Raw genomic sequence first — 24,412 nt, 5'->3', positions numbered from 1 at the left:
CTTTTGATAATCTGTCGCCCACAAAAAAGCGCCTGCGTTTCCGCAGGCGCCTTCTGTTAACCGCCTGATGCATCAGTGCTGAATGCGTTTCGGCAGCACATCCTTCAGTTTCTCGCGCATGTCGCGCAGGGCTTTCTCGGTGGTTTCCCAGTCGATGCAGGCATCGGTGACCGAGACGCCGTATTTCAGGTCGTCCAGGTTGTCCGGAATGGACTGGTTGCCCCAGTTCAGGTGGCTTTCCACCATCAGGCCCTGGATCGAGCGGTTGCCTTCCAGGATCTGGTGCGCCACATCCTGCATGACCAGCGGCTGGATCGCCGGATCCTTGTTGGAGTTGGCGTGGCTGCAATCCACCATCAGTGAGTTGCGCAGGCCGGATTTCTCCAGTTCCTTTTCACACAACGCCACGTTGACGGAATCGTAGTTGGGCTTGCCGCCGCCACCGCGCAGGACCACGTGACCGTAGCTGTTGCCCTTGGTGCGGATGATGGACACCTGGCCCTTCTGGTCGATGCCCAGGAAGCTGTGCGGGTGCGAGACGGATTTCATGGCATTGATCGCCACGTCCAGGCTGCCGTCGGTGCCGTTCTTGAAGCCGATGGGCATGGACAGGCCGCTGCTCATTTCACGGTGAGTCTGGGACTCGGTGGTCCGTGCGCCGATGGCAGACCAGGAGATCGTATCCTGAAGGTATTGCGGTGAGATGGGGTCCAGCGCTTCGGTGGCGGCCGGCAGGCCCAGCTCGGCGATGTCCAGCAGCAGGCGGCGACCGATGTGCAGGCCCTGCTCGATATCAAACGAGTCGTTCAGGTGCGGATCGTTGATCAGACCTTTCCAGCCGATGGTGGTCCGCGGTTTCTCGAAATAGACGCGCATGACAATGTAAATGGTGTCGCTCACCTCATCCGCCAGAGTCTTCAGCTTTTCGGCGTATTCGCGCGCCGCTTTCACATCGTGGATGGAGCAGGGGCCAACGACGACAAACAGGCGATGATCCTTGCCGTCCAGGATGTTGTTGATGGTTTCGCGTCCGGCGGCGACGGTTTCCGCTGCCTTCTCTGACAGGGGCATCTCCTGCTTGAGCGCGTCCGGTGTGATCAGCGGCTCCTGGGCAGCGACGTTAATGTTTTCGATCTGCTTGTCAGACATGACGTTGTCTTCTCCAAAATCAGCAGTTTGCGACAGCTTCTTAAAGTCAGGTGTCGCGTCGTGAGGTGGGCGGTCGTCAGACGGTCCGGTCACCCGGAACCCGCTCTCTCACTGGACTACCGGCGTTATTGTGATGAGTTGAGGGGCGAGTATACTGCGATATTAAACACACCAATGCAATTGCCCGCACGGTGTTTGTGACGGGCACCGCCAGGTGCGTGAATTATTGATCCAATCGGCTGCTTTTGGCCTACCCTTACAAGTATCGAGACATCCTATGGGGTTATCGTCACGACGGTCCGGATATCCTGCTGCGTTTCATTTCAGGTGCTGGACTCGACCGGTCTTGCGTGCTGCAATAGACCGCTGCTTTAGCTGCTGTGTCGTCGGTCCTCCAAGACTGTTCCTCCAGCCGACGATAACCGAATGACAGGAAACCCGATTTTCATGGCTCAACCCCCAGGCCGTCAGGCCAGTGGTGCCCAACAGCCGCATCCGGAACTGGTTCAGGCAATATTAAAGGGCATTCGTGTGCCTGAGTTGCCGTATCCGGTGGCGCGTCAGCAGGACGATGTCATTCCTGACTGGCTGCCTTTACTGGCCGACTGCTGGCGCGAACAGCAGGACAAGCGCGTTATCGACGTCCTCTCCGCCGTGGGGGAGACTTGGTCGGTGCGTCAGGTGAATGCGGCCTATCTGGCCGATCGCATCATGGATGTCTTCCTCCAGACCTCGGGTCTGCACGCGACCCTGGTGCGTCGTTGTGCGCGTCTTCGGTTTATTCTCGCCTGGCAAATCAGTGAGCAGGGTGCCTCTGCCATCGGTGCCGACAGTCCGGTTCACGGGTGGCTGGATAGCCTGCACACCCTGCGCGGCTGGAGCGATTCAGGCGGCCGCGCCGCGCGTCAGGTGTCGGGCTGGCTGGATGCCCTGGTTGATGTGGGCAACCGCTGTCTCGAAGAGCGCAATCTGGCACCCTTTCAGGCCTTTGCCCGTGACTGGCATAAAGAGCAGACCCAGAAGGAAGGTCGCATCGACAGGCTACGACAACGCCTGCTGGAGACTGAGCGCGGTGCAGCGCGGCAACGCGCCGCCGAGCAGATGGCTCGTGCAGTGGTCGGTCGGGCGCTGGGGCGACGTGAATTACCGCCCGCGGTGATTGTCTTCGTTGAGCGTTATTGGCTGCCGCTGTTGCGGCAGGTGATCTGGAGCGACGGCCTGGCCAGCGACAACGGTCGCCATGCGGCCAAGTTGCTGGAGTGGATGATCTGGGTGTCCGACCCCAAGCTCTCCGACAAGGAGCGGGACAAGCTCTACCACGTCGGTGAACAACTGAGCGACAAGATCAATGAAGTCTGGGCTCGCGTGCAGCAGGAGAAGCTGCCGGCGGATGCCCTGCAGGGGATCGAGGAAACCATGGTGGCCCGTCTGCGAGGCACGCCTGTGGATCTCGCACCGGTCGGCAACTTCACCTACGAGCCACGCTGGCTCAACCCCACGCCCATCGATTCGGCGGAAGTCCGGCCCTACGAAGGCGTGTGGTTTGTCGAAGGCGAGGATGAGGCACAGCAGCGCCAGTTCTTTTTCGCTTATCTTGAGGAAGCCCAGGAGATCCTCTGGACCAACGGTGAAGGCGTCAAACTGGGTTTGATGAGCTGGCATGACTTCCGCGACAGCATAGCCCGCGGGCGCCTGCAGAGTTTGCCGCCGATCAATCATTTCGGTGACGTGGTCTCGGACACGGTGGGCAAGCTGGAACAGGTGCTGCGAAAGCAGGTGGAAAAACGCCGTGAAGCCCGCGCCAAAGCCGAGGCTCAGGCGGCCAAGGTCCGTGAAGAGCGCGCGATGGCTGAACAGAAGCGCCAGGAAGAAGAAGCGCGTCGCGCCGCCGAGGAAGCTGAGGCCAGAGCCCGTGAAGAGGCCGAGGAACGCGCCCGCGAAGAGGCCGAGCAGACCCGCCTGAAGAAAGAGCGGCTGGAGATGGCGCGCCGCCAGGTTGACGCACTCAAACTTGGTAACTGGATCGCCGTAGCGGCGGATGCGGCCGATCCGTCCCAGGAGGCCCGCAAGCTGAAGTTGGCGGTGCGACTGAACGCGACCGGCAAGCTGGTGTTTGTCGATCGCCTGGGACTGAATCGCACCGAAATGGTCGCCGATGCACTGGTTGAGGCCATCGCCGGTGGTCAGGCGCGGGTCATGAGCAGTGAGGCGGAGTTTGAAGACACGCTGTCACGGGTTGTCGGCCGAATCAGGGTGGGGCGCTGATGAGTGGCATGGACTACGAATTCGGGAATCAGCCCGAAACCGAAAACGAACAACGGCGGGAGTTCCGGTTGACCGGCCGGGTCACTATCAGTCTTGAACTGGAGTCTGCGGAACCGGATGTCGGCGGCAAACCGCGCTTCCTGCGTTGCTACACCTCTGACCTGTCTGCCCGTGGCATTCGTATCGTTGCGTCGGAACCGTTCCCGGATGGGGCGATCCTGCCGGCCACCGTGGAGTTGGTGCAGGCCGGTCAGGAAACGTTGTATCCGTTGATGGTCGAGGTGGTCTGGTGCCGCCCCGGTGATGACGGCACCTGGCAGGTCGGTCTGCAGGTGCTGGAGTCCGATGACACGGCGGTCCTGGAATGGCTGGAGACCATGATCCGGGTCCTGGAAGACGACTAACCGCCTGCCGGCGTCTCGTCTTCCGAAGAGTGCCGGGCGCCCGCCAGTGTTTTGGGGAACGGGTCGAGCCCCTGTGACAGGAAACGCTCGGCGTCCTTGAGCGTATCTTCCGGCACCTCCTCCATGGGAATATGGCCGACGCCCGGATAAGTGACCAGTCGGGCGTTCGGCAGGTCGTCCAGCCAGCGCTGAGCGAGCTCCAGCGGCACCCAGTCATCGTCCTCGCCCCACATCAGCAGGGTGGGCGCCGTAATCCGGTAAAACGGCAGCGGCGCGTCGTTCTCGGCACGTTCCTCCACCATCTCCAGGGTTTTCATGTAGATCGGCCGGGCGCCCGGGCGCTGCGACATCTGCACGTAGCGTCGCACGTCTTTCTCCTTCATGCGACGCGGATCGCCATAGGCCCAGCGCAGCGTCATGGTGATGATCACCGGCGGCTGGACATACTGTCCCAGGAACTGGATCGGGAACGAGGTGCCCAGGTCGAGCAGCCAGGGGGTATCCTGCGGGTAGCCGAAGGGATCCAGCAGGATCAGCCGGTCCACCCGGTTAGCGTACTGCGCCGCATAACTGGCTGCGACAAAACCACCCAGGGAATTGCCGGCCAGCGTGAAGGTATCCAGATCCAGCCGCTCCACGAACTTGGCAAACGTATTCACGATGTTGGCTTCGTCGAAGTCGTCCGGATTTTCTGGCGCGCCGGTCATTCCGTAGCCCGGCATGTCCAGGGTGATCACGCGATGGGTGCGGCTCAGCTCGTCGACCCAGCCGTCCCAGGTTTGCAGGGCGGAAAAGATGCCGTGCAGCAGGATGATGGTGTCGCCTTGGCCCTGGTCGCGATAGTGAATGTGGTAGCCGTTGACGTCCATAAAGCGGGACTGATCGTTCTCATACCGTTCTTCCAGGTACGGCATGGGTATATCGGCAAAGCCGGTGGCGTTGGCCAGCGAGGGGCTGGCCTTCATGGCAGAGCCGATGCTGGAACAGCCGGACAGGCCGAAAGCCAGCAGCAGGATCAGGAACAGGAAACGGACGGTCAGGCGCATGTCATTCACTCCATTAAGCACGCCCCGAGGTTACTTAACTTTACAGGGGGGAACAGTGATGGAGTTCGACAAACAGGGAGAGGAGAGGCGGTTGGCGCCCGGCAGAGTGGGGCGCCAACAAGGCCGGCAAAGGGTTACTCTTCGAGCGCGCCCATACCGGTGATGTTGAAACCGGCATCCACGTAGAGGATTTCGCCGGTAATACCGCTGGCCATGTCCGAGCTCAGGAAGGCTGCGGTGTTGCCCACTTCCTCAGTGGTGACATTGCGCTTGAGCGGCGCCCGGTTGGCGTTTTCCTGCAGCATCCGACGGAAGCTCTTGATGCCGGAGGCAGCCAGTGTCTTGATCGGACCGGCGGAAATGCCGTTGACGCGGATGCCATCCGGGCCCAGGCCGGCGGCCATGTAGCGTACGTTCGCTTCCAGAGACGCCTTGGCCAGGCCCATCACGTTGTAGTTGGGCAGCACGCGCTCGGCACCCAGGTAGGTCAGGGTCAGCAGCGCGCTGTTTTCCTTGAGCATGCCGCGAGCGGCTTTGGCCAGCGCCACGAAGCTGTATGAACTGATGTCGTGGGCGATCTTGAATCCCTCACGGGTGGTCACGTCGACGTAGTTGCCGTTCAGCTCGTGTGCCGGTGCAAAACCGACCGCATGAACGATGATGTCGATGCTGTCCCAGTGTTTGCCCAGGGATTCCATCACGGCCTCGATCTCGGCGTCGTCGGCGACGTCACAGGGGAACGTCAGCTCGCTACCCCATTCCTTGGCGAAACCCTCGACCCGCGAACGAAGCTTTTCGTTCTGGTAGGTGAAGGCGAGTTCGGCGCCTTGCTGGTGGAAGGCTTCCGCAATGCCGTGAGCGATGGAATGCTTGCTCGCCACCCCAACAATGAGAGCGCGTTTTCCTTTAAGAATTCCCATGGAGGATCTCCTGATTCGTTGGTATAACGCATTGTCACCGATCGGCGTGCGTCGTTTAACTCGCTATTCGTCTAAGAGCCGCTGGCGCGGCTGTCCTGGGCCCAAGGATATCGCAAACGTGCCGGTTACCGAGTCCGCACTTCACCGGTCACGGCATCCTGGTAGAAGAAAGCGGCTTCCAGCAGGTTGCGGGTGTAGTCCTTTTGCGGCGCGCTTAGGACCTGACTGGCGTCACCGTACTCCACAGCCTTGCCGTCCTTCATGACCAGCACCTGATGAGCCAGCGCGCGCACAACGGCCAGATCGTGGCTGATAAAAAGATAGCTCAAGCGGTAGCGCTCCTGCAGGGAGCGCAACAGCTCGATCACCTGCTTCTGGACCGAGCGATCCAGCGCCGACGTGGGTTCATCCAGCAGAATCACCGACGGATGCAGCACCAGGGCGCGGGCAATGGCGATCCGTTGGCGTTGTCCGCCGGAAAACTCGTGGGGATAGCGATCCCGGGCTTCCGGGTCCAGGCCCACATCCTTCAGGGCCTGGATAATCATCGCCTCGTGCTCGTCCTGCCGATCGGGCAGGTGGACCATCAAACCCTCGCCGACGATCTCCGCAATCGACATTCGCGGGCTCAGGCTGCCATAGGGGTCCTGAAAAACCACTTGAATATCCTTGCGTAGTGGTTTGAATTCCTTCTGATTAAGATTCTCGATCGATTGCCCCCGGAAGCGAATCCCGCCAGAGCTATGCACCAGCTTGATCAACGCCATGCCCAGCGTGGTTTTTCCGCTGCCGCTTTCGCCGACGATGCCAAGGGTTTCGCCGGGTCGAACCGAAAGACTGATGTCTTGCACGGCATGGAGCCAGGATTTCGGGCGACCGAAGAAACTCTTGCTCAGCGGAAAACGGACGTTGACGCTATCCAGTTCCAGAATGGCATCGGCTGCTCCCGTCCGGCGCTCGGGTGGTGTCCCCGGCTCGGACTCGAGCAACATCCGGGTGTAGGCCTGTGTAGGTGACTGAAAGACGGTTTCCGTCGTGCCGGACTCAACGCATCGCCCTTTTTCCATCACGACGACCTCATCGGCGTATCGACGCACAATGGACAGGTCGTGGGTAATCAGCAGAACGGCCATGCCCAATTTCGCCTGGAGCGACCGCAACAGCTCGAGCACCTGGCGTTGCACGGTCACGTCCAGCGCGGTGGTTGGCTCATCGGCAATCAGCAGTTCCGGTTCATTCGCCAGCGCCATGGCGATCATGACCCGTTGCTTCTGGCCGCCGGACAACTGGTGGGGATAATACGTCAGGCGGTGTTCCGGATCCGGGATGCCCACCAGTTCCAGTAGCTCCAGGGTGCGCTTACGGGCCTGGTTGGGGCGCATTCCCTGGTGGATGGCGAGCGTTTCGCCGATCTGCTTTTCCACCGTGTGCAAGGGGTTCAGCGATGTCATCGGTTCCTGGAAGATCATGCTGATGCGGCGACCACGGATCTGGCGCATGCGCTGCGGCTTGGCCTTCAACAGATCCTCGTTACCCTCGAGCCGGATTTCGCCGCTCGGGTAGCTGGCATGGCGCTCGTCCAGCAACCGCAGAACCGAGAGGGCGGAAATCGATTTGCCGGAGCCGCTTTCGCCGACCAGGGCCACGGTTTTGCCGGCGGGCACGGCGAATGACAGCCGGTCGACAATGGTTTTGCCATCAAAGGCGATGGACAGGTCGCGGATGTCCAGGAACGCGGCCATATCAGTTCTTCCTCGGATCGAACGCATCACGCACCGCTTCCCCGATGAACACCAGCAGGGTCAGCATGATCGACAGCGTGACGAAGGCAGACAGGCCCAGCCACGGAGCCTGCAGGTTGGCTTTGGCCTGGGCGATCAACTCGCCCAGTGACGGCGACCCCGGCGGCAGTCCGAACCCCAGGAAGTCGAGGGACGTGAGGCCGGTAATGGCACCGGTCAGGATGAACGGGACGAACGTGATGGTGGCCACCATGGCGTTCGGCAGCATGTGACGGAACATGATGGTGCGGTTGTCCAGCCCCAGCGCCCGGGCGGCACGCACGTACTCGAAGTTCCGGGCGCGCAGGAATTCAGCGCGGACCACGTCGACCAGCCCCATCCAGCTGAACAGCAGCATAATGCCCAGCAACCACCAGAAGTTGGGCTGTACGATGCTGGACAGAATGATCAGCAGGTAAAGCACCGGCAGTCCCGACCAGATCTCCACGAATCGCTGCCCCAGCAGATCCACCTTGCCGCCATAGAAGCCTTGCAGGGCACCGGCGATGACCCCGACGATGCAGCTGAAGAACGTCAGCGTGAGGGCGAACAGCACCGAAATACGAAACCCGTAGATCAGCCGGGCCAAGACGTCGCGACCCTGATCGTCGGTGCCCAGCCAGTTAACCTCGGAGGGTGGCGCGGGCGAGGGCACGGTGAGGTTGTAGTTGATGGTGTCGTAGCTGAACGGGATCGGCGGCCAGATCATCCAGCCGTTGGCGTTGATCTCGTCGGCGATGTAGGGGTCCCGGTAATCCGCCTCGGTGGGCAGGAAACCGCCGAAGGTTTCTTCGCTGATGGTCTGCACCACCGGGAAATAGATCGAATCCTTGTAGCTGACGACCAGCGGTTTGTCGTTAGCCACCAGCTCCGCGAACAGCGTGACGGTGAACAGTACCAGGAAGATCCAGAGTGACCAGTAGCCCCGGCGATTGTTGCGGAAATTGCGCAGTCGGCGCTGCTGGATCGGGGACAGCGGGATGCCTTTCATATCAGCCCTCCCGACTTTCGAAATCGATACGCGGGTCCACCAGGACGTAGGTCAGGTCGCTGATCAGCTTCAGCACCAGCCCCATCAGCGTAAAAATGTAGAGCGTCCCGAAAATGACCGGATAATCCCGATTCAATGCCGCTTCGAAGCCCAGTAGCCCCAGTCCATCGAGGGAGAAGATCACTTCAATCAGCAGCGACCCGGTAAAGAACAGCATCACCAGCAGGCCCGGCAGGCTGGCAATGACGATCAGCATGGCGTTGCGGAACACATGACCGTAGAGGATACGGCGATCCTCCAGCCCCTTGGCGCGGGCGGTCACCACATACTGCTTGCCGATCTCGTCGAGGAAAGAGTTCTTGGTCAGCAGGGTCAGGGTGGCAAAACCGCCGATGACGTTCGCCGTCACCGGCAGCGCCAGGTGCCAGAAGTAGTCGCCGATCTTCTGGTACCAGGTCATCGTATCGAAGTCGGTAGAGGTCAGGCCGCGCAGCGGGAACCAGTCCAGATAGCTGCCGCCGGCAAACAGCACGATCAGCAGGATGGCGAACAGGAAGCCCGGGATCGCATAACCGACGATAATGGCCGAGCTGGTCCAGACATCGAAACGGGTGCCGTCCATGACCGCCTTGCGGATACCCAGGGGAATCGATATCAGGTAGATCACCAGCGTCGACCAGAGCCCGATCGAGATGGAGACCGGGAGCTTGTCGATGATCAGGCCGATGACGGAGCTGTCCCGAAAGAAGCTGTCACCGAAGTCGAAGGTGGCGTAGTCTTTCAGCATCTTGAAGAAGCGCTCCGCCGGCGGCTTGTCGAAGCCGTACTGCTTCTCCATTTCGGCAATCAACTCTGGCGGGATGCCCTTGGCGCCGCGGCTTTGCTGATCACCACTACCTTGCCCGCCGCTGACTTCAGAGCCGCTGCCACCGCCGGCCCGGGTGAGGGCGCCGCTGTCCATGCCCTGCATCTGGGCGATGAATTGTTCAATGGGTCCGCCCGGAGCGGCCTGGACGATCACGAAGTTCAACAGCATGATGCCGACCAGTGTGGGAATGATCAGCAACAGACGCCTCAGGATGTAAACACCCATCAGTCAGCAGCTTCCTCTTGCAGGCGAGAAGGAATCAGGGTTTGACCCACCAGCGACTGAGGTCATAACCGTTTTTTGGCGTGTTGGACGGTCGCGCCAGTTTGTTCCGGTAGGCGACCCGGTCCACGGCCAGATACCACTGGGGAATCACGTAGTGTCCCCACAGCAGGACCCGATCCAGCGCATGAGTGCGGTCCACCAGGGCTTGCCGGTCCGGCGCCTGGATCACTTTGGCTACCAGGTCGTCGACCACCGGACTGTTGACGCCCGGGATGTTGCGGGAGCCTGGCTCATCGGCATTCGAGGAATGCCAATAGTCGCGTTGCTCATTGCCCGGCGAATCGGACTGAGGGAACGAGCTAACCACCATATCGAAATCAAAACTGCGCAGGCGCCGGATGTACTGGCTGGTATCCACCTGGCGCACTTCAACTTCAATGCCCAGCTTGGCCAGATTCTTCTTGAATGGCAGAACCACCCGTTCGAAGGTTTTTTGCGCCAACATGATCTCGAATTTAAGAGGGCGACCCGACGATTTCTCCACCAACTTGCCGTCGCGAATCTCAAAACCGGCACTGCGCAGCAGCGTGATGGCCGTGCGTAGGTTATCGCGCAGGGTGGTACCGTTGGTCGTCGACGGCGGGTGGTATTCCTTGTTGAATACTTCCGGCGGCAACTGGTCGCGATAGGGTTCCAGCAGCTTCAGTTCCTCGCCTTTGGGCAGCCCTGAGGACGCCAGGTCGCTGTTCTCAAAGAAGCTCTGGGTGCGCGTGTACTGACCGTAGAACAGGTTCTGGTTGGCCCAGTTGAAATCAAAGCCATACGCCAGGGCTTCGCGGACCTTGGGGTTGTCGAAGGGGAAGCGCCGAGTGTTCATGGCAAAAGCCTGCATGCCTACGGGGCGGCTATGATGGATAGCTTCTTTGACGATTTTGCCGGAGGAAAGGGCATCTCCCGCGTAACCGGTGGCCCAGTTCTTGGCCGACGATTCCAGGCGGAAATCGTAGTTCCCCGCCTTGAACGCTTCCAGAGCGACAGTGTCATCGCTGTAGTAATCGAATCGGATTTCGTCGAAGTTGTTGCGACCCACGTTAACTGGCAGATCCTGGGCCCAGTAATCCGGATTCCGCTTGTAGGTGATCGACCGGCCCGCGTCGAATGTCTCGATGGTATAAGGGCCGCTGGTCACTGGAATGGTCAGGCCGGATTCTTGGAAGTCATGCTTTTCCCAGTAATGCTTGGGCAGGATCGGCATCTGTCCGAGGATCAGGGGAAGCTCGCGATTCTGGGTGTCGCCAAAGTCAAAACGGACCGTGAGTTTGTCCAGTACCTTGACGTCCTTGACCTCCGCGTAATAGCTGCGGAAGAAGGGGTGGCCCTTTTCGATCAGCAGTTTGAAGGTATAAGCCACATCCTCGGCGGTCATCGGCTGGCCATCGGAGAAACGCGCCTCGGGCCGAATATGGAAGATGACGTAGGAGCGATCCTCCGGGGTTTCCAGCGACTCCGCAATCAAACCATACATGCTGAAGGGTTCGTCGGCGGATTCGGTCAGCAGGCTGTCGTAGGCATAAGTCTGGAGTCTGGCGGCTGAGACACCCTTCAATACAAAGGGATTTAGGGAGTCATAGCCGTTGGCCACGATGCTCAACCGCAGTGTACCGCCTTTGGGCGCGTCCGGGTTAACGTAGTCGAAGTGCTTGAAGTCGGGACCGTATTTCGGGTCACCGTGCATGGCAAGCCCGTGCACGGCCTCTGCAGCGTGCAGGGCCATGCCGGTCAGCAGGAGAAACAGGGTAATGACGGTCTGAGAAAATCTGATCATGGATTCCGCTCTTTTTCGTTCGGACTGACCGTCACGTCAATGTGTTAGCGGTCAGGGACTTCGGCGAATATCGACGTAGAGTACCAGACTTTGTCCGGGCTGGAGATAATTGTTGAGGTTGAGGCTGTTCCAGCTTGCGATGTCCTTCACGTTTACGTTGAAGCGACTGGCAATCCGCGCCAGGGAATCGCCTTTACGCACGCGATAGCCGACTTTTCGCATCATCTCGGACGGACTGCGGCGTCCCGCCATGGCCAGTTGCTGTGTGTCGGGATCCTTGGACCAGATCACCAAACGCTTGCCCGGAATCAGCGGATCGCCCGGCGCCATGCCATTCCAGCGGGCCAGTTGGCGGACGCTGACGTGATTGTCACGTGCGATATCCCAGAAAGTGTCCCCCCTTTGAACGGTATGCTCGATGCGAGTTCCTTTGGCGTTGCGGTTGATCGACGCCTGCTTGTCCTTCAGGCGCTCGCTGGCGCTCAGGGCGTAACTGGCGTTGCCTTTGGTCGAGGTGGGAATCAACAGACGCTGATCCACGCGAATCAGGTTCGAGCGCAGGTGATTGACCTGTTTGATGACGTCTGGCGTGGTACCGAAGTTGTGGGCGATCTTGATCAGGCTATCGCCGCCGCGCACCTTGTAGTTCTTCCAGGACACCCGTTGGGAGGGATCCAGGCTGGCCAGACCCTTGCGAAACTGATCCGCGTTATCGACCGGGACCAACAGACGGTGCGGGCCCTCGGGTGACGTGGCCCAGCGGTTATAGGCCGGGTTCAGCAGATAGATTTCCTCGATATCGACACCGGCCAGGTTCGCGGCCTGGGCCAGGTCGATTTGGGAGCCGGTATCCACCACCTCAAAATAAGGCTTGTCCGGAATCGGCGGCAGGGTAACGCCGTAGGCCTGCGGATCGTCGATGATCTTGGCGATGGCGATCAACTTGGGGACGTAGGCACGGGTTTCCCGGGGCAGGTCCAGAGCCCAGTAGTCGGTCGGCAAGCCGCGGGCCTTGTTGTGGCGAATGGCGCGCAGGACGGTGCCGGCGCCACTGTTGTAGGAGGCCAGCGCCAACATGTAGTCGCCATCGAAGCGATCGGCGAGGGCGTCCAGGTATTCCAGCGCGCCGTCTGTGGCGTCGATAACATCACGCCGCTGGTCGTGCCACCAGCTCTGGTTGAGGCCATAAACCCGACCCGTGGACGGGATGAACTGCCAGAGTCCGGCGGCGCGACCGTGGGAATAAGCGAACGGATCGTAGGCGCTTTCCACCACCGGCAACAGGGCGTATTCGGCCGGCAGTCCACGATCTTCGGTTTGCTTGAGAATGTAGTACAGGTAGCGGCGGGCCCGTTTGGCGACGCGGTCGATATAGCGCGGATGGCTGGCATACCAGCGCAGCTGTTGCTCAATGCGCTCGTTGTCCAGGGTCAGGTCCATGCCGAATTGCCCGCGCAGGTGACTCCACAGATCGTGGGTCACGTCTTCGCTGGCGACGTTGTTTTCGGTGGGCTGTTCCAGGCGTTCGCGGGCCTTGGCGGCCTTTGATTTGAGGGACGGTTCGATGGAATCGTCCAGCTCGGTGGTGTCGTCCTCGGAGGGATGGCCCTCGACCGAGGCCTGAAGTTCATCGTCACCGGCCGGTACCGAGACGTGTTCGGATTCCAACAGCTCGCTTTCGCTGAGGGAATCGTTGTCGCCCTGGCCGGTAAACGTTTGGCAGCCACTCAGAACAGTGGCGATCAGCAGGGCTGTGGTTATTCTTGCTACAGTCATAAATTGTCCGGAAATAGAGGCTGACGGACCAAAAAAACGTCCCCGAAAAACAGTGACGCGCCCGTCAAGCGGCGAAGCTTCGCTGGATTCTATGAGAACCCTTTTCTGAGGGTCAATACAGCGCTTATTACGTTAACGTCAGATCATGTAACGACTTTTATCAGAACGAGTCCTTCGCTTTTCGGACTTGTGCAAAGATCCGGTCCTCACCACGTAAGGCAGGATCGACCTCAATCCGGCGTTTATCGACGGCGGCTGCAACAGCCGGATCGTCCCAGCGCATAAACGGATTCAGGGCGATTTCCTCCTCCAGCGTGGTGGGGAGTGTGGGCACCTGATTCTCGCGTTTCTGCTTGCAGGCGATCTCGAACGCTTCCAGCGCATCGTCTTCAGGCAGCAGGTCCCGGCTGAAACGCAGATTGGCCAGGGTGTATTCGTGGGCGCAGTAGACCCGCGTATTGGCCGGCAGGGCCCGGAGTTTTGCCAGCGAGTGGCGCATTTGCGCCGGCTTGCCTTCGAACAGGCGGCCACAGCCGCAGGCAAACAGGGTATCGCCACAGAAGAGAGCCGGCGCTTCGTCGATGTCGGTCTGGGCGGTGTGATAAGCGATGTGATCCAGGGTGTGCCCGGGTACGGTCAGGACCTGAAATCTCAGCCCGTGCCAATTCACCGTATCGCCCTCCGAAAGGGCAACTTTGCTGCCCTTGAAGGGCGAATCGGCGGGGCCGTAGATGTCCGGATCGAAGGCCGCATCCAGCTCTTTGACACCGCCCACATGATCGGGGTGGTGATGCGTGATCAGGATGGCGTCCAGTTCCAGCTGGCGGGCTTTCAGGAACTGGAGGACAGGTTCAGCCTGGCCGGGGTCGACAACCGCGGCGGTGCGTGTGGCGTCATCGACGATGCACCAGATGTAATTGTCACTGAAGGCCGGAATGGGAACGATAGAGAACATGGCAATCTGCGGCTGCGGTCGGTGGATGTAGACTGCTATGATAAGGGATTGCGGCCAATGGCCCAAATCCACAAAGCGGTGGTGGAAATGGAGCATCGCGGCATCGGCACCCATTGACAGCTGGATACACCATGGCCAGAACGATCGAACGAGACTATGTGGCACAACGGGATGCTTTCGAGGCCTGGTTCCAGAGCCCGTTGGGCCGCGCGCTGCTGGCCGATCAGCGCGAGCACATCGCGTGCATGGCGGAGGATCTGACCGGCGCCCACCAGCTGCTGGTCAGCATCAGCCACCGCTTGCCGCTGGCGACGTCAACCGATTTCAGTCACCGAATGATGACGACCCCTTACTGGTCGTCCCATTTGCCCGACGCGACGGTGGTGTGCGATGCCGATGAACTGCCGTTTCCCAGTGACTCCATGGATCTGGTAATCCTGCATCACACCCACGATTTTTCCGATCAGCCTCACCAGGTGGTGCGCGAGGCCGCACGGGTATTGCGCAGCAGCGGCTGCCTGATCATCGTTGGCTTCAACCCCTATAGCTTGTGGGGGCTGCGAAAGCTGATTTCCCGTCGCCAACATCCGCCTTGGAGTGGCCGTTTCATTACCTCCAATCGAATGGAAGACTGGCTCAGCCTGCTGCAGTTCAAGGTGGAAGAGACCACCTCGCACTTTTTCCGGCCGCCTATTACACGGGTGCGGGCCCTGCAGCGTTTGACCCTGCTTGAAAAACTCGGTGAGCGGTTGCATCTTCCGGCTGGCGCCTATTACTGTATCCGCGCCGAGAAGCGGGTGCCTGCGCGCACGGTAAAACGGATTCGCTGGCGTCAGCCCAAACCGGTGGTTATTCCCCTGGCCGGCGCCATGGGATCCTCCAGTGTTTCCCGACGGCAGGAACGCGACAAGTAACGCCGATCCCTGAAGAAACCTCAATAAAGGTAATCCAGTAGTCATGACAAAACGCGTAGTGCTCTATACCGACGGAGCCTGTAAAGGAAACCCGGGCCCCGGAGGGTGGGGTGCCGTACTGAGTTACGGGGACCAGGAGCGGGAGCTCCATGGCGGCGAAAAGAACACCACCAACAACCGCATGGAGCTGATGGCGGCAATCCAGGGCCTGAAAGCGTTGAAGCGTCACTGCGAAGTCGATCTCTATACCGATTCCCAATACGTGCGCAAGGGCATCACCGAGTGGATGAAAAACTGGAAAAAGAACGGCTGGAAGACCGCCGCCCGTAAGCCGGTCAAGAACGCGGACCTCTGGCGCGACCTGGATGAACTGACCGGGTCCCATGACATCAAGTGGCACTGGGTGAAGGGGCACGCCGGTATTCCCGGTAACGAGCGCGCCGACCAGTTGGCCAATCGCGGCGTTGAAGAACTCGCCTGAACCGCCTGATTCATCGACTTTTTATTGACGTTATAACCACGGGAGTCCTCCATGCGCCAGATCGTGCTGGATACGGAAACCACCGGTATTGATCCCGAACAGGGCCACCGGATTATCGAAATCGGCTGTGTCGAGATGATGGAGCGCCAACTGACCGGCCGCCACTACCACGTCTATATCAACCCGGAGCGGGAAGTTGAGGCCGAAGCCCTGGCCGTTCACGGGATATCCAACGAATTCCTGGCCGACAAGCCACTGTTCCGCGATGTGGCCACCGAGTTCTTTGAATTCATCAAGGGCGCCGAGCTGGTCATTCACAACGCCGCGTTCGACGTAGGCTTCATCAACCATGAATTCCGACAGCTCGGGACCGGCTGGAAAGTCGAAGACCACTGCGGCGTAGTGGATTCCCTGGCCATGGCCCGCGCCAAGCACCCGGGGCAGAAGAACAACCTGGATGCCTTGTGCAAACGTTACGGCATCGACAACAGCAACCGGGAACTCCACGGCGCCTTGCTGGATGCGGAGATCCTCGCCGATGTCTTCCTGCTGCTGAGTGGCGGTCAGACGGCCCTGTCCCTGGATGCAAACGGAGGCGACAGTGATCAATCCGTGGGTGGTATCCGGCGGCTCTCGGCTGAGCGTCGCAAGACCCGGGTCATCCGCGCGTCGAATGAAGAAAGCGAAGCGCATGATGCGTTGATCGAGGTGGTCGCCAAGGCGGGCGGTGAAGCCCTGTGGAACCGCATGATATCGGCTGCGGAAACCGCTGAGCCGGCAGGCGAATAACGCCACGGCAAAAACCAGCAAAATAAGTACACAAGGCCTTTCTTGAGGTACTTGAGTTTTGTGTTATAAGTAAATGCTAATTCGGCTATTTTTCGCGTGCGTTCGGGATAAAAGAAGCTCCAATAACGGGTGTACGAACGCAAACGGGTGAGGACGTAGCGAGTCAGGGACTTCCGGACGGCTTGCCTGCCTGCGTCTGATCTCGCCGCACATTGAATGCCACAGGTGGTGCCGGTTCGCCGGTCAGAGTCGTCACCTGATCACTCGGCAGGGGAAGCGGTACTCTCCGCAATGCATATGGGAAGCGTCAATTTATGGTTCAATCGTCACTCGCGACGAAATCTCAGTCGTTTGATCTGGTCAAGAATGAAATAGAACAGACCATCAAACAGGCCGAGAGCAGCCTCGAACGCTTTCAGGAGAATCGTGAGAGTGGCGAGGATCTCCAGAACTGTGTCGATTTCCTGAACCAGCTGCGTGGTATCTTCGTGCTTGTCGAACTGCGCGGCGGTACGCTGCTGTGTCAGGAAGCGGTGGCCGTAGCCAACGACGTTCCCGTAGGCGCCAATGACGACAAGAACACCCTGTTGGCGGCACTCAGCAGCGCCCTGTTTATCCTGCGTCGCTACGTGGAGTACTACCAGCAACAGCGTGCAGATCATCCGGAACTGCTGCTGCCCATTACCAACGACCTGCGCGTTTCCCGCGGCGAGAAGCCGTTCCCCGAATCCTGTTTCTTTGAAGTGGATGCCCGTAAACGGCCGGATTTCTGTGCCAGCCTGACGTTGAATCCGTTGGGTGGCGACGAGGCCGATTTCGACATCCACGCCCGGCGCATGCGCCTGATGTACCAGATTGGTCTGCTGGGCGTGCTCCGGGAGCGTAACGAACGCGTCAATCGCAAGTTGATCGCGCGGGCGGCGAAAGGGTTCGCGCGCCTTTGCAACGGAGCGCCGATGGGGCAGCTCTGGTGCCTGTTGTCGGTGGTGGCCGATACCATGCAGGACCGGGAGATGGGCTTCGGCAAATCCCGCAAACGCCTGTTCATGCGGATCGAGAAATACACCCGCGAAATTGTCTACATCGGCAAAGTGGCCATCGCCAAGGACGCACCGGACTCCCTGTTCAAGGAGCTGGTCTACATCCTGTATCGCAGTGGGAGCGCCAACCCGGAAGTGGCCCAGGTGCTTCAGGCTTATGGCATCACGCCGACGGAGTTCCCGGAAAACATCCTGGAGTCCCATCGCAAGCGTCTCTACGGGCCGGGGACCGATGTTCTGAAATCCCTGTCCAACGCGCTGCAGGAAGAGCTCAACCAGCTCAAGGACAAAGTGGACATTATCGAGCGGGGCATTGAGCCGGACCTGAACGAACTGGCCTCGATTGCCGGGTCGTTGGACCAGCTGGCGGCGACGCTGTCCGTTCTGGATCTGAACAAGCTGGCGGACCTGTCCCGCAAGGAAGCCGCCCAGCTGCGCCGCTGGCATGCGGAGAATCGGCTGCCTGAGGACGACGAGCTCTACAATCTGGCCAATGCGGTGCTGAGCATCGAGGATGCCACCTTGCAAATGGTCCAGCGGGGCATTACCACCGAGACCGATACCCTGGCCGTGGTGCCGGCCAGCCGGGAAGAGTCCACCTACCTGACCGAGGCCTACATCGTTGTGGCAGACGAGGCGAGGGCGGCATTGACCCTGGCCAAGCGGGCCATTACCGCGTTCATCGAGTCCGATTACGACAAGCTGCACCTGGCCAATCTGCCGGCCACGCTGCGCAGCATCTGGGGCGGCTTCATGATGCTGGAAGACGAAGAGGGTGCGGGCGTCCTGGCCCGGATTGCCGACTCGATCCAGTCCCGTCTACTGGACGCCCGTGAGCCGCCGCCGGCCACCGTGTTGGAAGCACTGGCGGACGCACTGACGTCTCTGGAATACTATATCGAAAGCATTGGAACCCGCGACGAGCGCAACCCGGATCTGCTCAAACTGGCAGAATCCTCGTTGGCGGATGTCGGTTTATAGGAGCCTCACAGAGGCTCCGCGAGCAGTTGGCTGACAGCCGGGGATGACCCGAAAGGTCGTCGCGGCCCTCGACAACAAGAGAGCCCTGTATGCCCCAGGATTTTGCCCTGCTGACTCTGGCTGCCGTCGGCGGCCTGCTGGCCCTGTTCGGTCTGGCCTTCTTCATTCGTCCCCGCTGGTTCTTCAGCTGGCTCAAGGGGACCTTCGCCATCCTCCTGATCCTTGCCGGCGCCTACATTGGATTGCTGGCGCTGGATCTGCGCCATTACCAGTCCCTGGACAGCATGGAAACCATTGCCACCATCGGTGTGACGAAGAGTGGCCCCCAGACCTGGCGCGTCCGCCTGGAGCGCGATGAGCAGCCGCCCCTGGACGTCACCCTGCGTGGCGACCAATGGCAGGTGGATGCCCGGATCATCCGGCTCGCCGGCCCACTGGCCTGGGTTGGCGTACCGCCGGCTTACCGGCTGGAGCGCCTCAGCGGCCGATACGTCAGTCTGGAGCAGGAGCGCAGTGGTGAGCGTACCGTGTATTCGTTAGGACAGGATTCCTGGTTCGATGCCTGGACGCTGGATCAGGAATTCGGTTTGCCGTTCGTGGAAGCGGTGTACGGTAACGCGACGTTCATGCCGCTCAAAGACGGGGCGATCTTTGATGTTCGGCTCTCCAGTAGCGGGCTGGTGGCGCTGCCCGGAAATCAACAGGCGCGTGAAGCCATGGAGGAGTGGTTTCCGAAGGCGGGGTGATCAGCAGGCGGGACGATGACGAAGGGCGATCCGGACCGAAGCCGCAGCACCGGTCCGGAGAACGGGCACTTAGCCCATGCTGAACAGTTCGCCCAGCTTGGTCGCCAGCATCATGTCGCCCTCGGCGCGCAGCTGACCGGCCATGAATGCCTGCATGCCGTCTGTTTCGCCGGAAACGATGCCCTGCAGGGTTTCGGAGTTCATGATCAGGGTGACGGACGGATCGTCGTGATCGCCTTCGTTCAGCTGGCAGGTACCGTCGTTGATGACCAGGTGGTAGTTTTTGTCATCTTCGATGTTGAACTGGAAAACCAGATCCATACCAGCAGCGGCATCGGCGTTAAAGTTCTGTTCCAGTTTTTCAAAAACCTGAGCTACAGACATTGTTTTTCCCTTTTGAGTGAGCGTCTAAAAGCGTGGTGCCGGTGCTGCCCGGGCAGGATTCCGGCGAAACCAGTTCGACTTTAGGGACCGCGCCAAACCCTGTCAAGCTCGATCGAACGCTTGTTTGAAAAAGGAATCTAACGGGCCTCGTTCGGCGTACTCACCCTCGGTTACAATCATCGGGTTTGTTGGGTCCGACAGGTGTGATCGGGCTCACCATCGACAACCGCATCGGGTAAACGGAGAACAGATTTGGAATTTCTGACGGATTACGGGCTATTCCTCGCGAAGACGGTCACTTTTGTGGTGGCGGTGCTGGTGATTGTGACCGCGGTGGTTTCTGCCGCCCACCGCAAGCAGGACGGTGACGAATCGGACGGGGAGCTTCACGTCAAACGCCTCAACGAGGGGTTTAAGCGCCTCAAGGAAAACCTGCACCAGAAGCTGCTGGGGGATTCTGACCGCAAAGCCTGGCAAAAAGCCCGCAAGAAGCAGAAGAAGGCAGAGGCGAAAGCCGAGAAAAAGGCCGCCAAGAGTGGCGAGAGCAAGGAGGACATCACCAGGCCACGTGTGTTCGTGCTCGATTTCAACGGCGACATCAAGGCGAGCGATAACGACCAGTTGCGCAAGTCCATCACCGCCGTCCTGAGCCTGGCGGAGCCGGAGCGGGATGAAGTGGTCATCCGCCTGGAAAGCCCGGGCGGCCTGGTTCATGCGTACGGCCTCGCGGCGGCGCAACTGGATCGTGTGCGCGCCAAAGGCATTCCGCTGACGGCCTGCGTCGACAAGGTGGCGGCCAGTGGTGGTTACATGATGGCCTGTGTGGCCGATCGCATTGTGGCATCGCCGTTTGCCATCCTGGGCTCGATCGGTGTAGTGGCCCAGCTGCCGAACTTTCATCGCCTGCTCAAGAAGAATGACGTGGACTTTGAGATCCTGACCGCCGGCGAATACAAACGCACGCTGACCATGTTTGGTGAGAATACCGACAAGGGTCGCAAGAAATTCCTGGAAGATCTGGAAGACACGCACGTACTGTTCAAGGAATACGTCGGCGAACGCCGTCCGGCCGTGGATATTGAAGCGGTGGCCAATGGTGACATCTGGTTCGGCCAGCGCGCCCTCGATGTTCACCTGATCGACGAGCTGAAGACATCGGATGAGTACCTGATCGATGCCTGTGAGCGGGCCGAAGTCGTTTCCGTCACCTTCCGCCGCAAGCGCACACTGCCGGAAAAACTCGGGCTTGCAGCCAGCGGCGCGATCGAACACAGTTTCTGGAAACTGGCCGGGATGCTGCGTCACCGTAACCTGCAGTGAACTGGCGTTTCGTCATCCCCGAAACCAACAACAAGGGAAGGATTTCAGATGAGCACCTATAAAGCCTGGCGAGTTCATGAAAAAGACGGGCAGTATGTCGGGGGCGTCGAAACCCTCGATACGGCCGACCTCCCCGAAGGCGAGGTTCTGATCCGCGTCACTCATTCCTCGCTGAACTACAAGGATGCGCTGTCGGCATCTGGTAATAAGGGCGTTACTCGCACCTTCCCGCATACGCCGGGCATTGATGCGGCCGGCGAGGTGGTGGAAAGCGCTAGTGGCACGCCAGCGGTCGGGCAGCAGGTTATCGTGACCGGCTACGATCTCGGCATGAACACCGCCGGCGGTTTTGGTGAATACATCCGGGTGCCTGCCAAATGGGTCGTTACGATGCCCGAGGGCTGGGACGCGCGCCGGGCCATGGTGTACGGCACCGCCGGGCTGACCGCCGGGCTGAGTGTCGCCAAGCTACTGAAAATGGGAGCCACGCCGGAACAGGGCCCTGTGGCCGTCTCCGGGGCCAGCGGGGCGGTCGGCAGCGTGGCAGTCGAAATCCTGTCAGGTCTGGGTTTCAAGGTTACCGCGATCAGCGGCAAGGCTGGTCAGGCGGATGCCCTCAAAAAGCTGGGTGCCGAGGAGCTGATGGGGCGCGACGCCCTGGATCCGGAGAAAAAGCCGTTGCTCAAACCGCGGTTTGCCAACGCTGTGGACACCGTTGGGGGCGGCCCGCTGGCCGAGCTCCTGAAGCAGGTGAATCCGGGTGGTTCCGTGTCCTGCTGCGGCCTGGTCGCCGGCCCTCAGCTGGAAACCACCGTGTTGCCATTTATCCTGCGCGGCATCAATCTGCTGGGCGTGGACTCAGTGGAGATCCCTCTGGCCGATAAACAGGCCATCTGGTCCAGGCTGTCTGGCGAATGGGCTTGCCCGGTGACCGAAGCCAGCGCCCGGGATATCGGGTTTGATGAACTGGACGATGCGTTGCAGGCGTTTCTGAAGGGGCAATCCGCAGGCAGTCTGGTGTTGGTGCACGGTCGAGGCTAACGGACCGTTTGATGCGCAGGGGGCGCCTATCGGCGCCTCAGAAGCTAAAGCGTCTGCTACACACTCGAGTTGGCTTTTTGAATGTAGCCGACGCTTCAGCTTCGGAGCAGCCCGCAGGGCTGCCAGCGGCACCCAGAGGCCGCGAGCGCATCTTTCCCAATGATCCACAAACAAAAAAGACGGCCCTTGGGCCGTCTTTTTGTATCAACGCAGGTGCTGATCAGGACGCACGACGACGGAACAGCGGTTCCTCAATGTCGGCAGCCGCCTGATAGGTGTTGCTGAAGACGTTCAGGCAATGCTCGGCCTGGTTGATGTCCTTGTCTGCCCGAAGCGCATAGGCGTTGAAACCGCAACGCTTCATATAGAACAGCTGGTCAAGCAGCACATCGCCCACGGCGCGCAGCTCGCCGGTGTAGCCATAACGCTCACGGAGCAGGCGGGCGATGCTGTAACCGCGGCCATCGGTGAACTTGGGGAAGTTCACGGCAATCACCGGCAGGTCGCCGATCAGGTCGGAGTAGTGCTCCGGCTCTTCATGGCTGTCGAACCAGATGCCGATGTCGTTGCGGCCGGCGTAGTGGTTGCGATTTTCTTTCCAGACCGCGGCCGGCAACAGGGCAGGGCCGTCCGGCAGGATCAGCTCCTGACCCTCTTCCGGGGCAGACACCAGGGTCCATTCATCGTTGTGGATGCCATCGTGGCGAATCAAATCAGGCATATACACGCTCCTTGAAGGGATCGATGCCAATGCGACGGTAGGTGTCCAGGAAGGTTTCTTCCTCGGTCCGCTTGTCGACGTAGACGTTGATGATCTTTTCGATCACTTCGGGCATTTCCTCGCGGGCAAAGGACGGGCCCAGAATCTTGCCCAGTGACGCATCGCGCTGTGACGAGCCGCCCAGGGAAATCTGGTAGAACTCTTCGCCCTTCTTGTCGACACCAAGTACACCGATGTTGCCCACATGGTGGTGGCCACAGGCGTTCATGCACCCGGAAATGTTCAGATCGATGTCGCCCAGATCGTAGACATAGTCCATGTCGTCAAAGCGGCGCTGGATGGCCTCCGCCACCGGAATCGACTTGGCGTTGGCCAGGGCGCAGTAGTCGCCGCCGGGGCAGCAGATGATGTCGGTCAGCGTGCCCAGGTTAGCGGTGGCGAAGCCCATCGGGCGGATCGCCTGCCACAGTTCAAACAGCTGGTCCTGGCGCACATCGGCCAGTACGACGTTCTGCTGGTGCGTCACGCGGACTTCGCCAAAGCTGTACTGTTCGGCGAGGTCGGCAATCTGCTCGAGTTGACGATCGGTGACGTCACCTGGCGGTACACCGGTTTTCTTCAGGGTCAGGGTCACAATGCTGTAGCCCGGTTTCTTGTGGGCGTCGACGTTGCGTTTGACCCAGGCATCGAATGCCTTGCTTTCGGCACGCTGGGCAACCAGGGCGTCCGGGTTGTCGTCCAGAGCGGCGTAGTCCGGCTCGGTAAAGAAGGTCTTGACCCGTTCAATGGCTTCGGGTGTCAGGCGAGTCGGAGTGTCCTTGATATGCGCCCACTCTTCCTCGACCTTCTCGGCAAACACTTCCGGCGTCATGGCCTTGACCAGGATCTTGATCCGGGCCTTGAACTTGTTGTCGCGACGGCCGTAACGGTTGTAGACCCGCAGGATCGCTTCCAGGTAGGTCAGCAGATCCAGTTCCGGCAGGAACTCACGGATCACCGGGCCGACCACCGGGGTACGGCCCAGGCCACCACCGACGTACACGCGGAAGCCGATGTCGCCAGCGTCATTACGGACGATTTCCAGGCCAATGTCATGCACCTGCACGGCTGCGCGGTCGTGATTCTCGGAGGCGTTAACGGCCACCTTGAACTTACGCGGCAGGAAGGCGAATTCCGGGTGGTAGGTTGACCACTGGCGGATCAGTTCACAGTAAGGGCGCGGATCCAGCTCTTCGTCGGACTGGACGCCGGCAAACTGGTCCGTTGTCGTGTTCCGGATGCAGTTGCCGCTGGTCTGGTTGGCATGCATTTCCACTTCGGCCAGCTCGGCGAGAATGTCGGGGACGTCCTCAACGGCCGGCCAGTTCAACTGCACATTCTGACGCGTGGTGAAGTGCGCGTAGCCCTTGTCGTAGTCGCGCGTAATGCGGGCCAGCCGGCGCAGCTGCTTGGCGCGCAGCATGCCGTAGGGAACGGCGATACGCAGCATGGGCGCTACCCGCTGGATATACAGGCCATTCTGCAGTCGCAACGGCAGGAATTCATCCTCGGCGAGTTCACCAGCCATGGCGCGATCAGTCTGATGCCGGAACTGCGCAACGCGCTCGTTCAGGATCTGCCGATCATATTCGTCGTAAACGTACATAAAACGGTTCCCGGATACACTAATTCAATGTGGCGGCTAAGATACCAGCTTTGCCTTATGCACTAAATGATTATTTGAAAATATGCTAATAGCCGATCGCACTTAAAAGCGATATGAAATAACACCTTTGCAAACAGGGGTTTAT

The 24,412-nt window shown here is 60.0% G+C and carries 21 protein-coding genes; 9 read left to right on the top strand and 12 right to left on the bottom strand.

The window, feature by feature from the left end; translation table 11 throughout:
• Nucleotides 1–72: 72 nt before the first annotated feature.
• A complete protein-coding gene (locus JL474_RS04465) occupies nucleotides 73–1,149 on the bottom strand; it encodes a 3-deoxy-7-phosphoheptulonate synthase (protein ID WP_203141074.1) in 1,077 nt (358 codons plus the stop codon).
• 447 nt (nucleotides 1,150–1,596) lie between these two features.
• On the opposite strand from JL474_RS04465, the gene JL474_RS04460 reads away from it, so the two are divergent.
• Both JL474_RS04460 and JL474_RS04455 read left to right on the top strand, forming a co-directional pair.
• Nucleotides 1,597–3,414, top strand: a complete 1,818-nt coding sequence (locus tag JL474_RS04460) for a DUF1631 family protein (protein ID WP_203141073.1) — start codon at nucleotides 1,597–1,599, stop codon at nucleotides 3,412–3,414.
• Entirely contained in the window at nucleotides 3,414–3,818 is a 405-nt protein-coding gene (locus JL474_RS04455) for a PilZ domain-containing protein (RefSeq protein ID WP_203141072.1), read from the top strand. Before JL474_RS04460 ends, JL474_RS04455 begins: the two co-directional genes overlap by 1 nt.
• Here the strand turns inward: JL474_RS04455 and JL474_RS04450 are convergent.
• The 8 genes from JL474_RS04450 to gloB form a co-directional block, all read right to left on the bottom strand.
• Nucleotides 3,815–4,864, bottom strand: a complete 1,050-nt coding sequence (locus JL474_RS04450; RefSeq protein ID WP_203141071.1) for an alpha/beta fold hydrolase — start codon at nucleotides 4,862–4,864, stop codon at nucleotides 3,815–3,817. The two genes, JL474_RS04455 and JL474_RS04450, sit on opposite strands and share 4 nt — an antisense overlap.
• Nucleotides 4,865–4,998: 134 nt before the next feature.
• Complete coding sequence (locus JL474_RS04445; RefSeq protein ID WP_203141070.1) at nucleotides 4,999–5,784, bottom strand: enoyl-ACP reductase FabI; 786 nt, start codon at nucleotides 5,782–5,784, stop codon at nucleotides 4,999–5,001.
• Nucleotides 5,785–5,909: 125 nt separating this feature from the next.
• Nucleotides 5,910–7,526: an ABC transporter ATP-binding protein gene (locus JL474_RS04440; protein ID WP_203141069.1), complete on the bottom strand. Its 1,617-nt coding sequence runs from the start codon at nucleotides 7,524–7,526 to the stop codon at nucleotides 5,910–5,912.
• 1 nt (nucleotide 7,527) lies between these two features.
• Nucleotides 7,528–8,547, bottom strand: coding sequence for an ABC transporter permease (locus JL474_RS04435; protein ID WP_203141310.1), 1,020 nt, complete (start codon nucleotides 8,545–8,547; stop codon nucleotides 7,528–7,530).
• 10 nt (nucleotides 8,548–8,557) lie between these two features.
• Nucleotides 8,558–9,649: a microcin C ABC transporter permease YejB gene (locus JL474_RS04430; protein ID WP_123634414.1), complete on the bottom strand. Its 1,092-nt coding sequence runs from the start codon at nucleotides 9,647–9,649 to the stop codon at nucleotides 8,558–8,560.
• Nucleotides 9,650–9,683: 34 nt separating this feature from the next.
• Nucleotides 9,684–11,474 (bottom strand): extracellular solute-binding protein, encoded by a 1,791-nt coding sequence (locus JL474_RS04425; RefSeq protein WP_203141068.1) that lies wholly within the window; start codon nucleotides 11,472–11,474, stop codon nucleotides 9,684–9,686.
• A 51-nt stretch (nucleotides 11,475–11,525) separates the two neighbouring features.
• The gene (locus JL474_RS04420; RefSeq protein WP_203141067.1) at nucleotides 11,526–13,250 is read right to left on the bottom strand and encodes a lytic transglycosylase; all 1,725 of its coding nucleotides are present in this window, start codon (nucleotides 13,248–13,250) and stop codon (nucleotides 11,526–11,528) included.
• A 160-nt stretch (nucleotides 13,251–13,410) separates the two neighbouring features.
• Nucleotides 13,411–14,205, bottom strand: a complete 795-nt coding sequence (gene gloB, locus JL474_RS04415) for a hydroxyacylglutathione hydrolase (RefSeq protein WP_203141066.1) — start codon at nucleotides 14,203–14,205, stop codon at nucleotides 13,411–13,413.
• A gap of 131 nt (nucleotides 14,206–14,336) precedes the next feature.
• On the opposite strand from gloB, the gene JL474_RS04410 reads away from it, so the two are divergent.
• The 5 genes from JL474_RS04410 (at nucleotide 14,337) to JL474_RS04390 (ending at nucleotide 19,156) form a co-directional block, all read left to right on the top strand.
• Nucleotides 14,337–15,119, top strand: coding sequence for a class I SAM-dependent methyltransferase (locus JL474_RS04410; RefSeq protein ID WP_203141065.1), 783 nt, complete (start codon nucleotides 14,337–14,339; stop codon nucleotides 15,117–15,119).
• A gap of 43 nt (nucleotides 15,120–15,162) precedes the next feature.
• Complete coding sequence (rnhA, locus tag JL474_RS04405; RefSeq protein ID WP_123634419.1) at nucleotides 15,163–15,600, top strand: ribonuclease HI; 438 nt, start codon at nucleotides 15,163–15,165, stop codon at nucleotides 15,598–15,600.
• 51 nt (nucleotides 15,601–15,651) lie between these two features.
• Nucleotides 15,652–16,389: a DNA polymerase III subunit epsilon gene (dnaQ, locus tag JL474_RS04400; RefSeq protein WP_203141064.1), complete on the top strand. Its 738-nt coding sequence runs from the start codon at nucleotides 15,652–15,654 to the stop codon at nucleotides 16,387–16,389.
• 314 nt (nucleotides 16,390–16,703) lie between these two features.
• Nucleotides 16,704–18,410 (top strand): chemotaxis protein, encoded by a 1,707-nt coding sequence (locus JL474_RS04395; protein WP_203141063.1) that lies wholly within the window; start codon nucleotides 16,704–16,706, stop codon nucleotides 18,408–18,410.
• Nucleotides 18,411–18,499: 89 nt separating this feature from the next.
• Complete coding sequence (locus JL474_RS04390; protein WP_203141062.1) at nucleotides 18,500–19,156, top strand: multidrug transporter; 657 nt, start codon at nucleotides 18,500–18,502, stop codon at nucleotides 19,154–19,156.
• A gap of 69 nt (nucleotides 19,157–19,225) precedes the next feature.
• Here the strand turns inward: JL474_RS04390 and JL474_RS04385 are convergent, their stop codons facing one another.
• Nucleotides 19,226–19,540: an SCP2 sterol-binding domain-containing protein gene (locus tag JL474_RS04385; RefSeq protein ID WP_203141061.1), complete on the bottom strand. Its 315-nt coding sequence runs from the start codon at nucleotides 19,538–19,540 to the stop codon at nucleotides 19,226–19,228.
• Between the two features lie 252 nt (nucleotides 19,541–19,792).
• Here JL474_RS04385 and sohB point away from each other — a divergent pair, with 252 nt between their 5' ends.
• Together sohB and JL474_RS04375 are read left to right on the top strand one after the other, a co-directional pair.
• The gene (gene sohB, locus JL474_RS04380; protein ID WP_203141060.1) at nucleotides 19,793–20,860 is read left to right on the top strand and encodes a protease SohB; all 1,068 of its coding nucleotides are present in this window, start codon (nucleotides 19,793–19,795) and stop codon (nucleotides 20,858–20,860) included.
• A gap of 48 nt (nucleotides 20,861–20,908) precedes the next feature.
• Nucleotides 20,909–21,901: a YhdH/YhfP family quinone oxidoreductase gene (locus JL474_RS04375; protein ID WP_203141059.1), complete on the top strand. Its 993-nt coding sequence runs from the start codon at nucleotides 20,909–20,911 to the stop codon at nucleotides 21,899–21,901.
• A gap of 220 nt (nucleotides 21,902–22,121) precedes the next feature.
• Here the strand turns inward: JL474_RS04375 and JL474_RS04370 are convergent, their stop codons facing one another.
• Both JL474_RS04370 and JL474_RS04365 read right to left on the bottom strand, forming a co-directional pair.
• Nucleotides 22,122–22,622 carry a DUF934 domain-containing protein gene (locus JL474_RS04370; RefSeq protein WP_203141058.1) on the bottom strand — a complete coding sequence of 167 codons (501 nt, stop codon included), beginning with the start codon at nucleotides 22,620–22,622 and terminating at the stop codon, nucleotides 22,122–22,124.
• The gene (locus JL474_RS04365) at nucleotides 22,615–24,267 is read right to left on the bottom strand and encodes a nitrite/sulfite reductase (protein ID WP_203141057.1); all 1,653 of its coding nucleotides are present in this window, start codon (nucleotides 24,265–24,267) and stop codon (nucleotides 22,615–22,617) included. The genes JL474_RS04370 and JL474_RS04365 overlap by 8 nt, the downstream gene beginning before the upstream one ends.
• Between the last annotated feature and the right edge of the window lie 145 nt (nucleotides 24,268–24,412).

This window comes from Marinobacter mangrovi (assembly GCF_016798325.1).
Taxonomy (GTDB): Bacteria; Pseudomonadota; Gammaproteobacteria; order Pseudomonadales; family Oleiphilaceae; genus Marinobacter_A; species Marinobacter_A mangrovi.
The sequence above is the reverse complement of the archived record's forward strand: the minus strand, read 5'-3'. Positions and strand labels throughout refer to the sequence as shown.

Excerpts from the sequence above, each read along its gene's own strand:
- JL474_RS04385 (WP_203141061.1), bottom strand. The coding sequence starts at position 19,540 with ATGTCTGTAGCTCAGGTTTTTGAAAAACTGGAACAGAACTTTAACGCC.
- JL474_RS04365 (WP_203141057.1), bottom strand. The coding sequence starts at position 24,267 with ATGTACGTTTACGACGAATATGATCGGCAGATCCTGAACGAGCGCGTT.
- JL474_RS04455 (WP_203141072.1), top strand. The coding sequence starts at position 3,414 with ATGAGTGGCATGGACTACGAATTCGGGAATCAGCCCGAAACCGAAAAC.
- dnaQ (WP_203141064.1), top strand. The coding sequence starts at position 15,652 with ATGCGCCAGATCGTGCTGGATACGGAAACCACCGGTATTGATCCCGAA.
- JL474_RS04375 (WP_203141059.1), top strand. The coding sequence starts at position 20,909 with ATGAGCACCTATAAAGCCTGGCGAGTTCATGAAAAAGACGGGCAGTAT.
- JL474_RS04430 (WP_123634414.1), bottom strand. The coding sequence starts at position 9,649 with ATGGGTGTTTACATCCTGAGGCGTCTGTTGCTGATCATTCCCACACTG.
- JL474_RS04465 (WP_203141074.1), bottom strand. The coding sequence starts at position 1,149 with ATGTCTGACAAGCAGATCGAAAACATTAACGTCGCTGCCCAGGAGCCG.
- gloB (WP_203141066.1), bottom strand. The coding sequence starts at position 14,205 with ATGTTCTCTATCGTTCCCATTCCGGCCTTCAGTGACAATTACATCTGG.
- JL474_RS04420 (WP_203141067.1), bottom strand. The coding sequence starts at position 13,250 with ATGACTGTAGCAAGAATAACCACAGCCCTGCTGATCGCCACTGTTCTG.
- JL474_RS04445 (WP_203141070.1), bottom strand. The coding sequence starts at position 5,784 with ATGGGAATTCTTAAAGGAAAACGCGCTCTCATTGTTGGGGTGGCGAGC.
- JL474_RS04370 (WP_203141058.1), bottom strand. The coding sequence starts at position 22,622 with ATGCCTGATTTGATTCGCCACGATGGCATCCACAACGATGAATGGACC.
- JL474_RS04440 (WP_203141069.1), bottom strand. The coding sequence starts at position 7,526 with ATGGCCGCGTTCCTGGACATCCGCGACCTGTCCATCGCCTTTGATGGC.
- rnhA (WP_123634419.1), top strand. The coding sequence starts at position 15,163 with ATGACAAAACGCGTAGTGCTCTATACCGACGGAGCCTGTAAAGGAAAC.
- JL474_RS04410 (WP_203141065.1), top strand. The coding sequence starts at position 14,337 with ATGGCCAGAACGATCGAACGAGACTATGTGGCACAACGGGATGCTTTC.
- JL474_RS04395 (WP_203141063.1), top strand. The coding sequence starts at position 16,704 with ATGGTTCAATCGTCACTCGCGACGAAATCTCAGTCGTTTGATCTGGTC.
- JL474_RS04425 (WP_203141068.1), bottom strand. The coding sequence starts at position 11,474 with ATGATCAGATTTTCTCAGACCGTCATTACCCTGTTTCTCCTGCTGACC.
- JL474_RS04450 (WP_203141071.1), bottom strand. The coding sequence starts at position 4,864 with ATGCGCCTGACCGTCCGTTTCCTGTTCCTGATCCTGCTGCTGGCTTTC.
- JL474_RS04390 (WP_203141062.1), top strand. The coding sequence starts at position 18,500 with ATGCCCCAGGATTTTGCCCTGCTGACTCTGGCTGCCGTCGGCGGCCTG.
- JL474_RS04460 (WP_203141073.1), top strand. The coding sequence starts at position 1,597 with ATGGCTCAACCCCCAGGCCGTCAGGCCAGTGGTGCCCAACAGCCGCAT.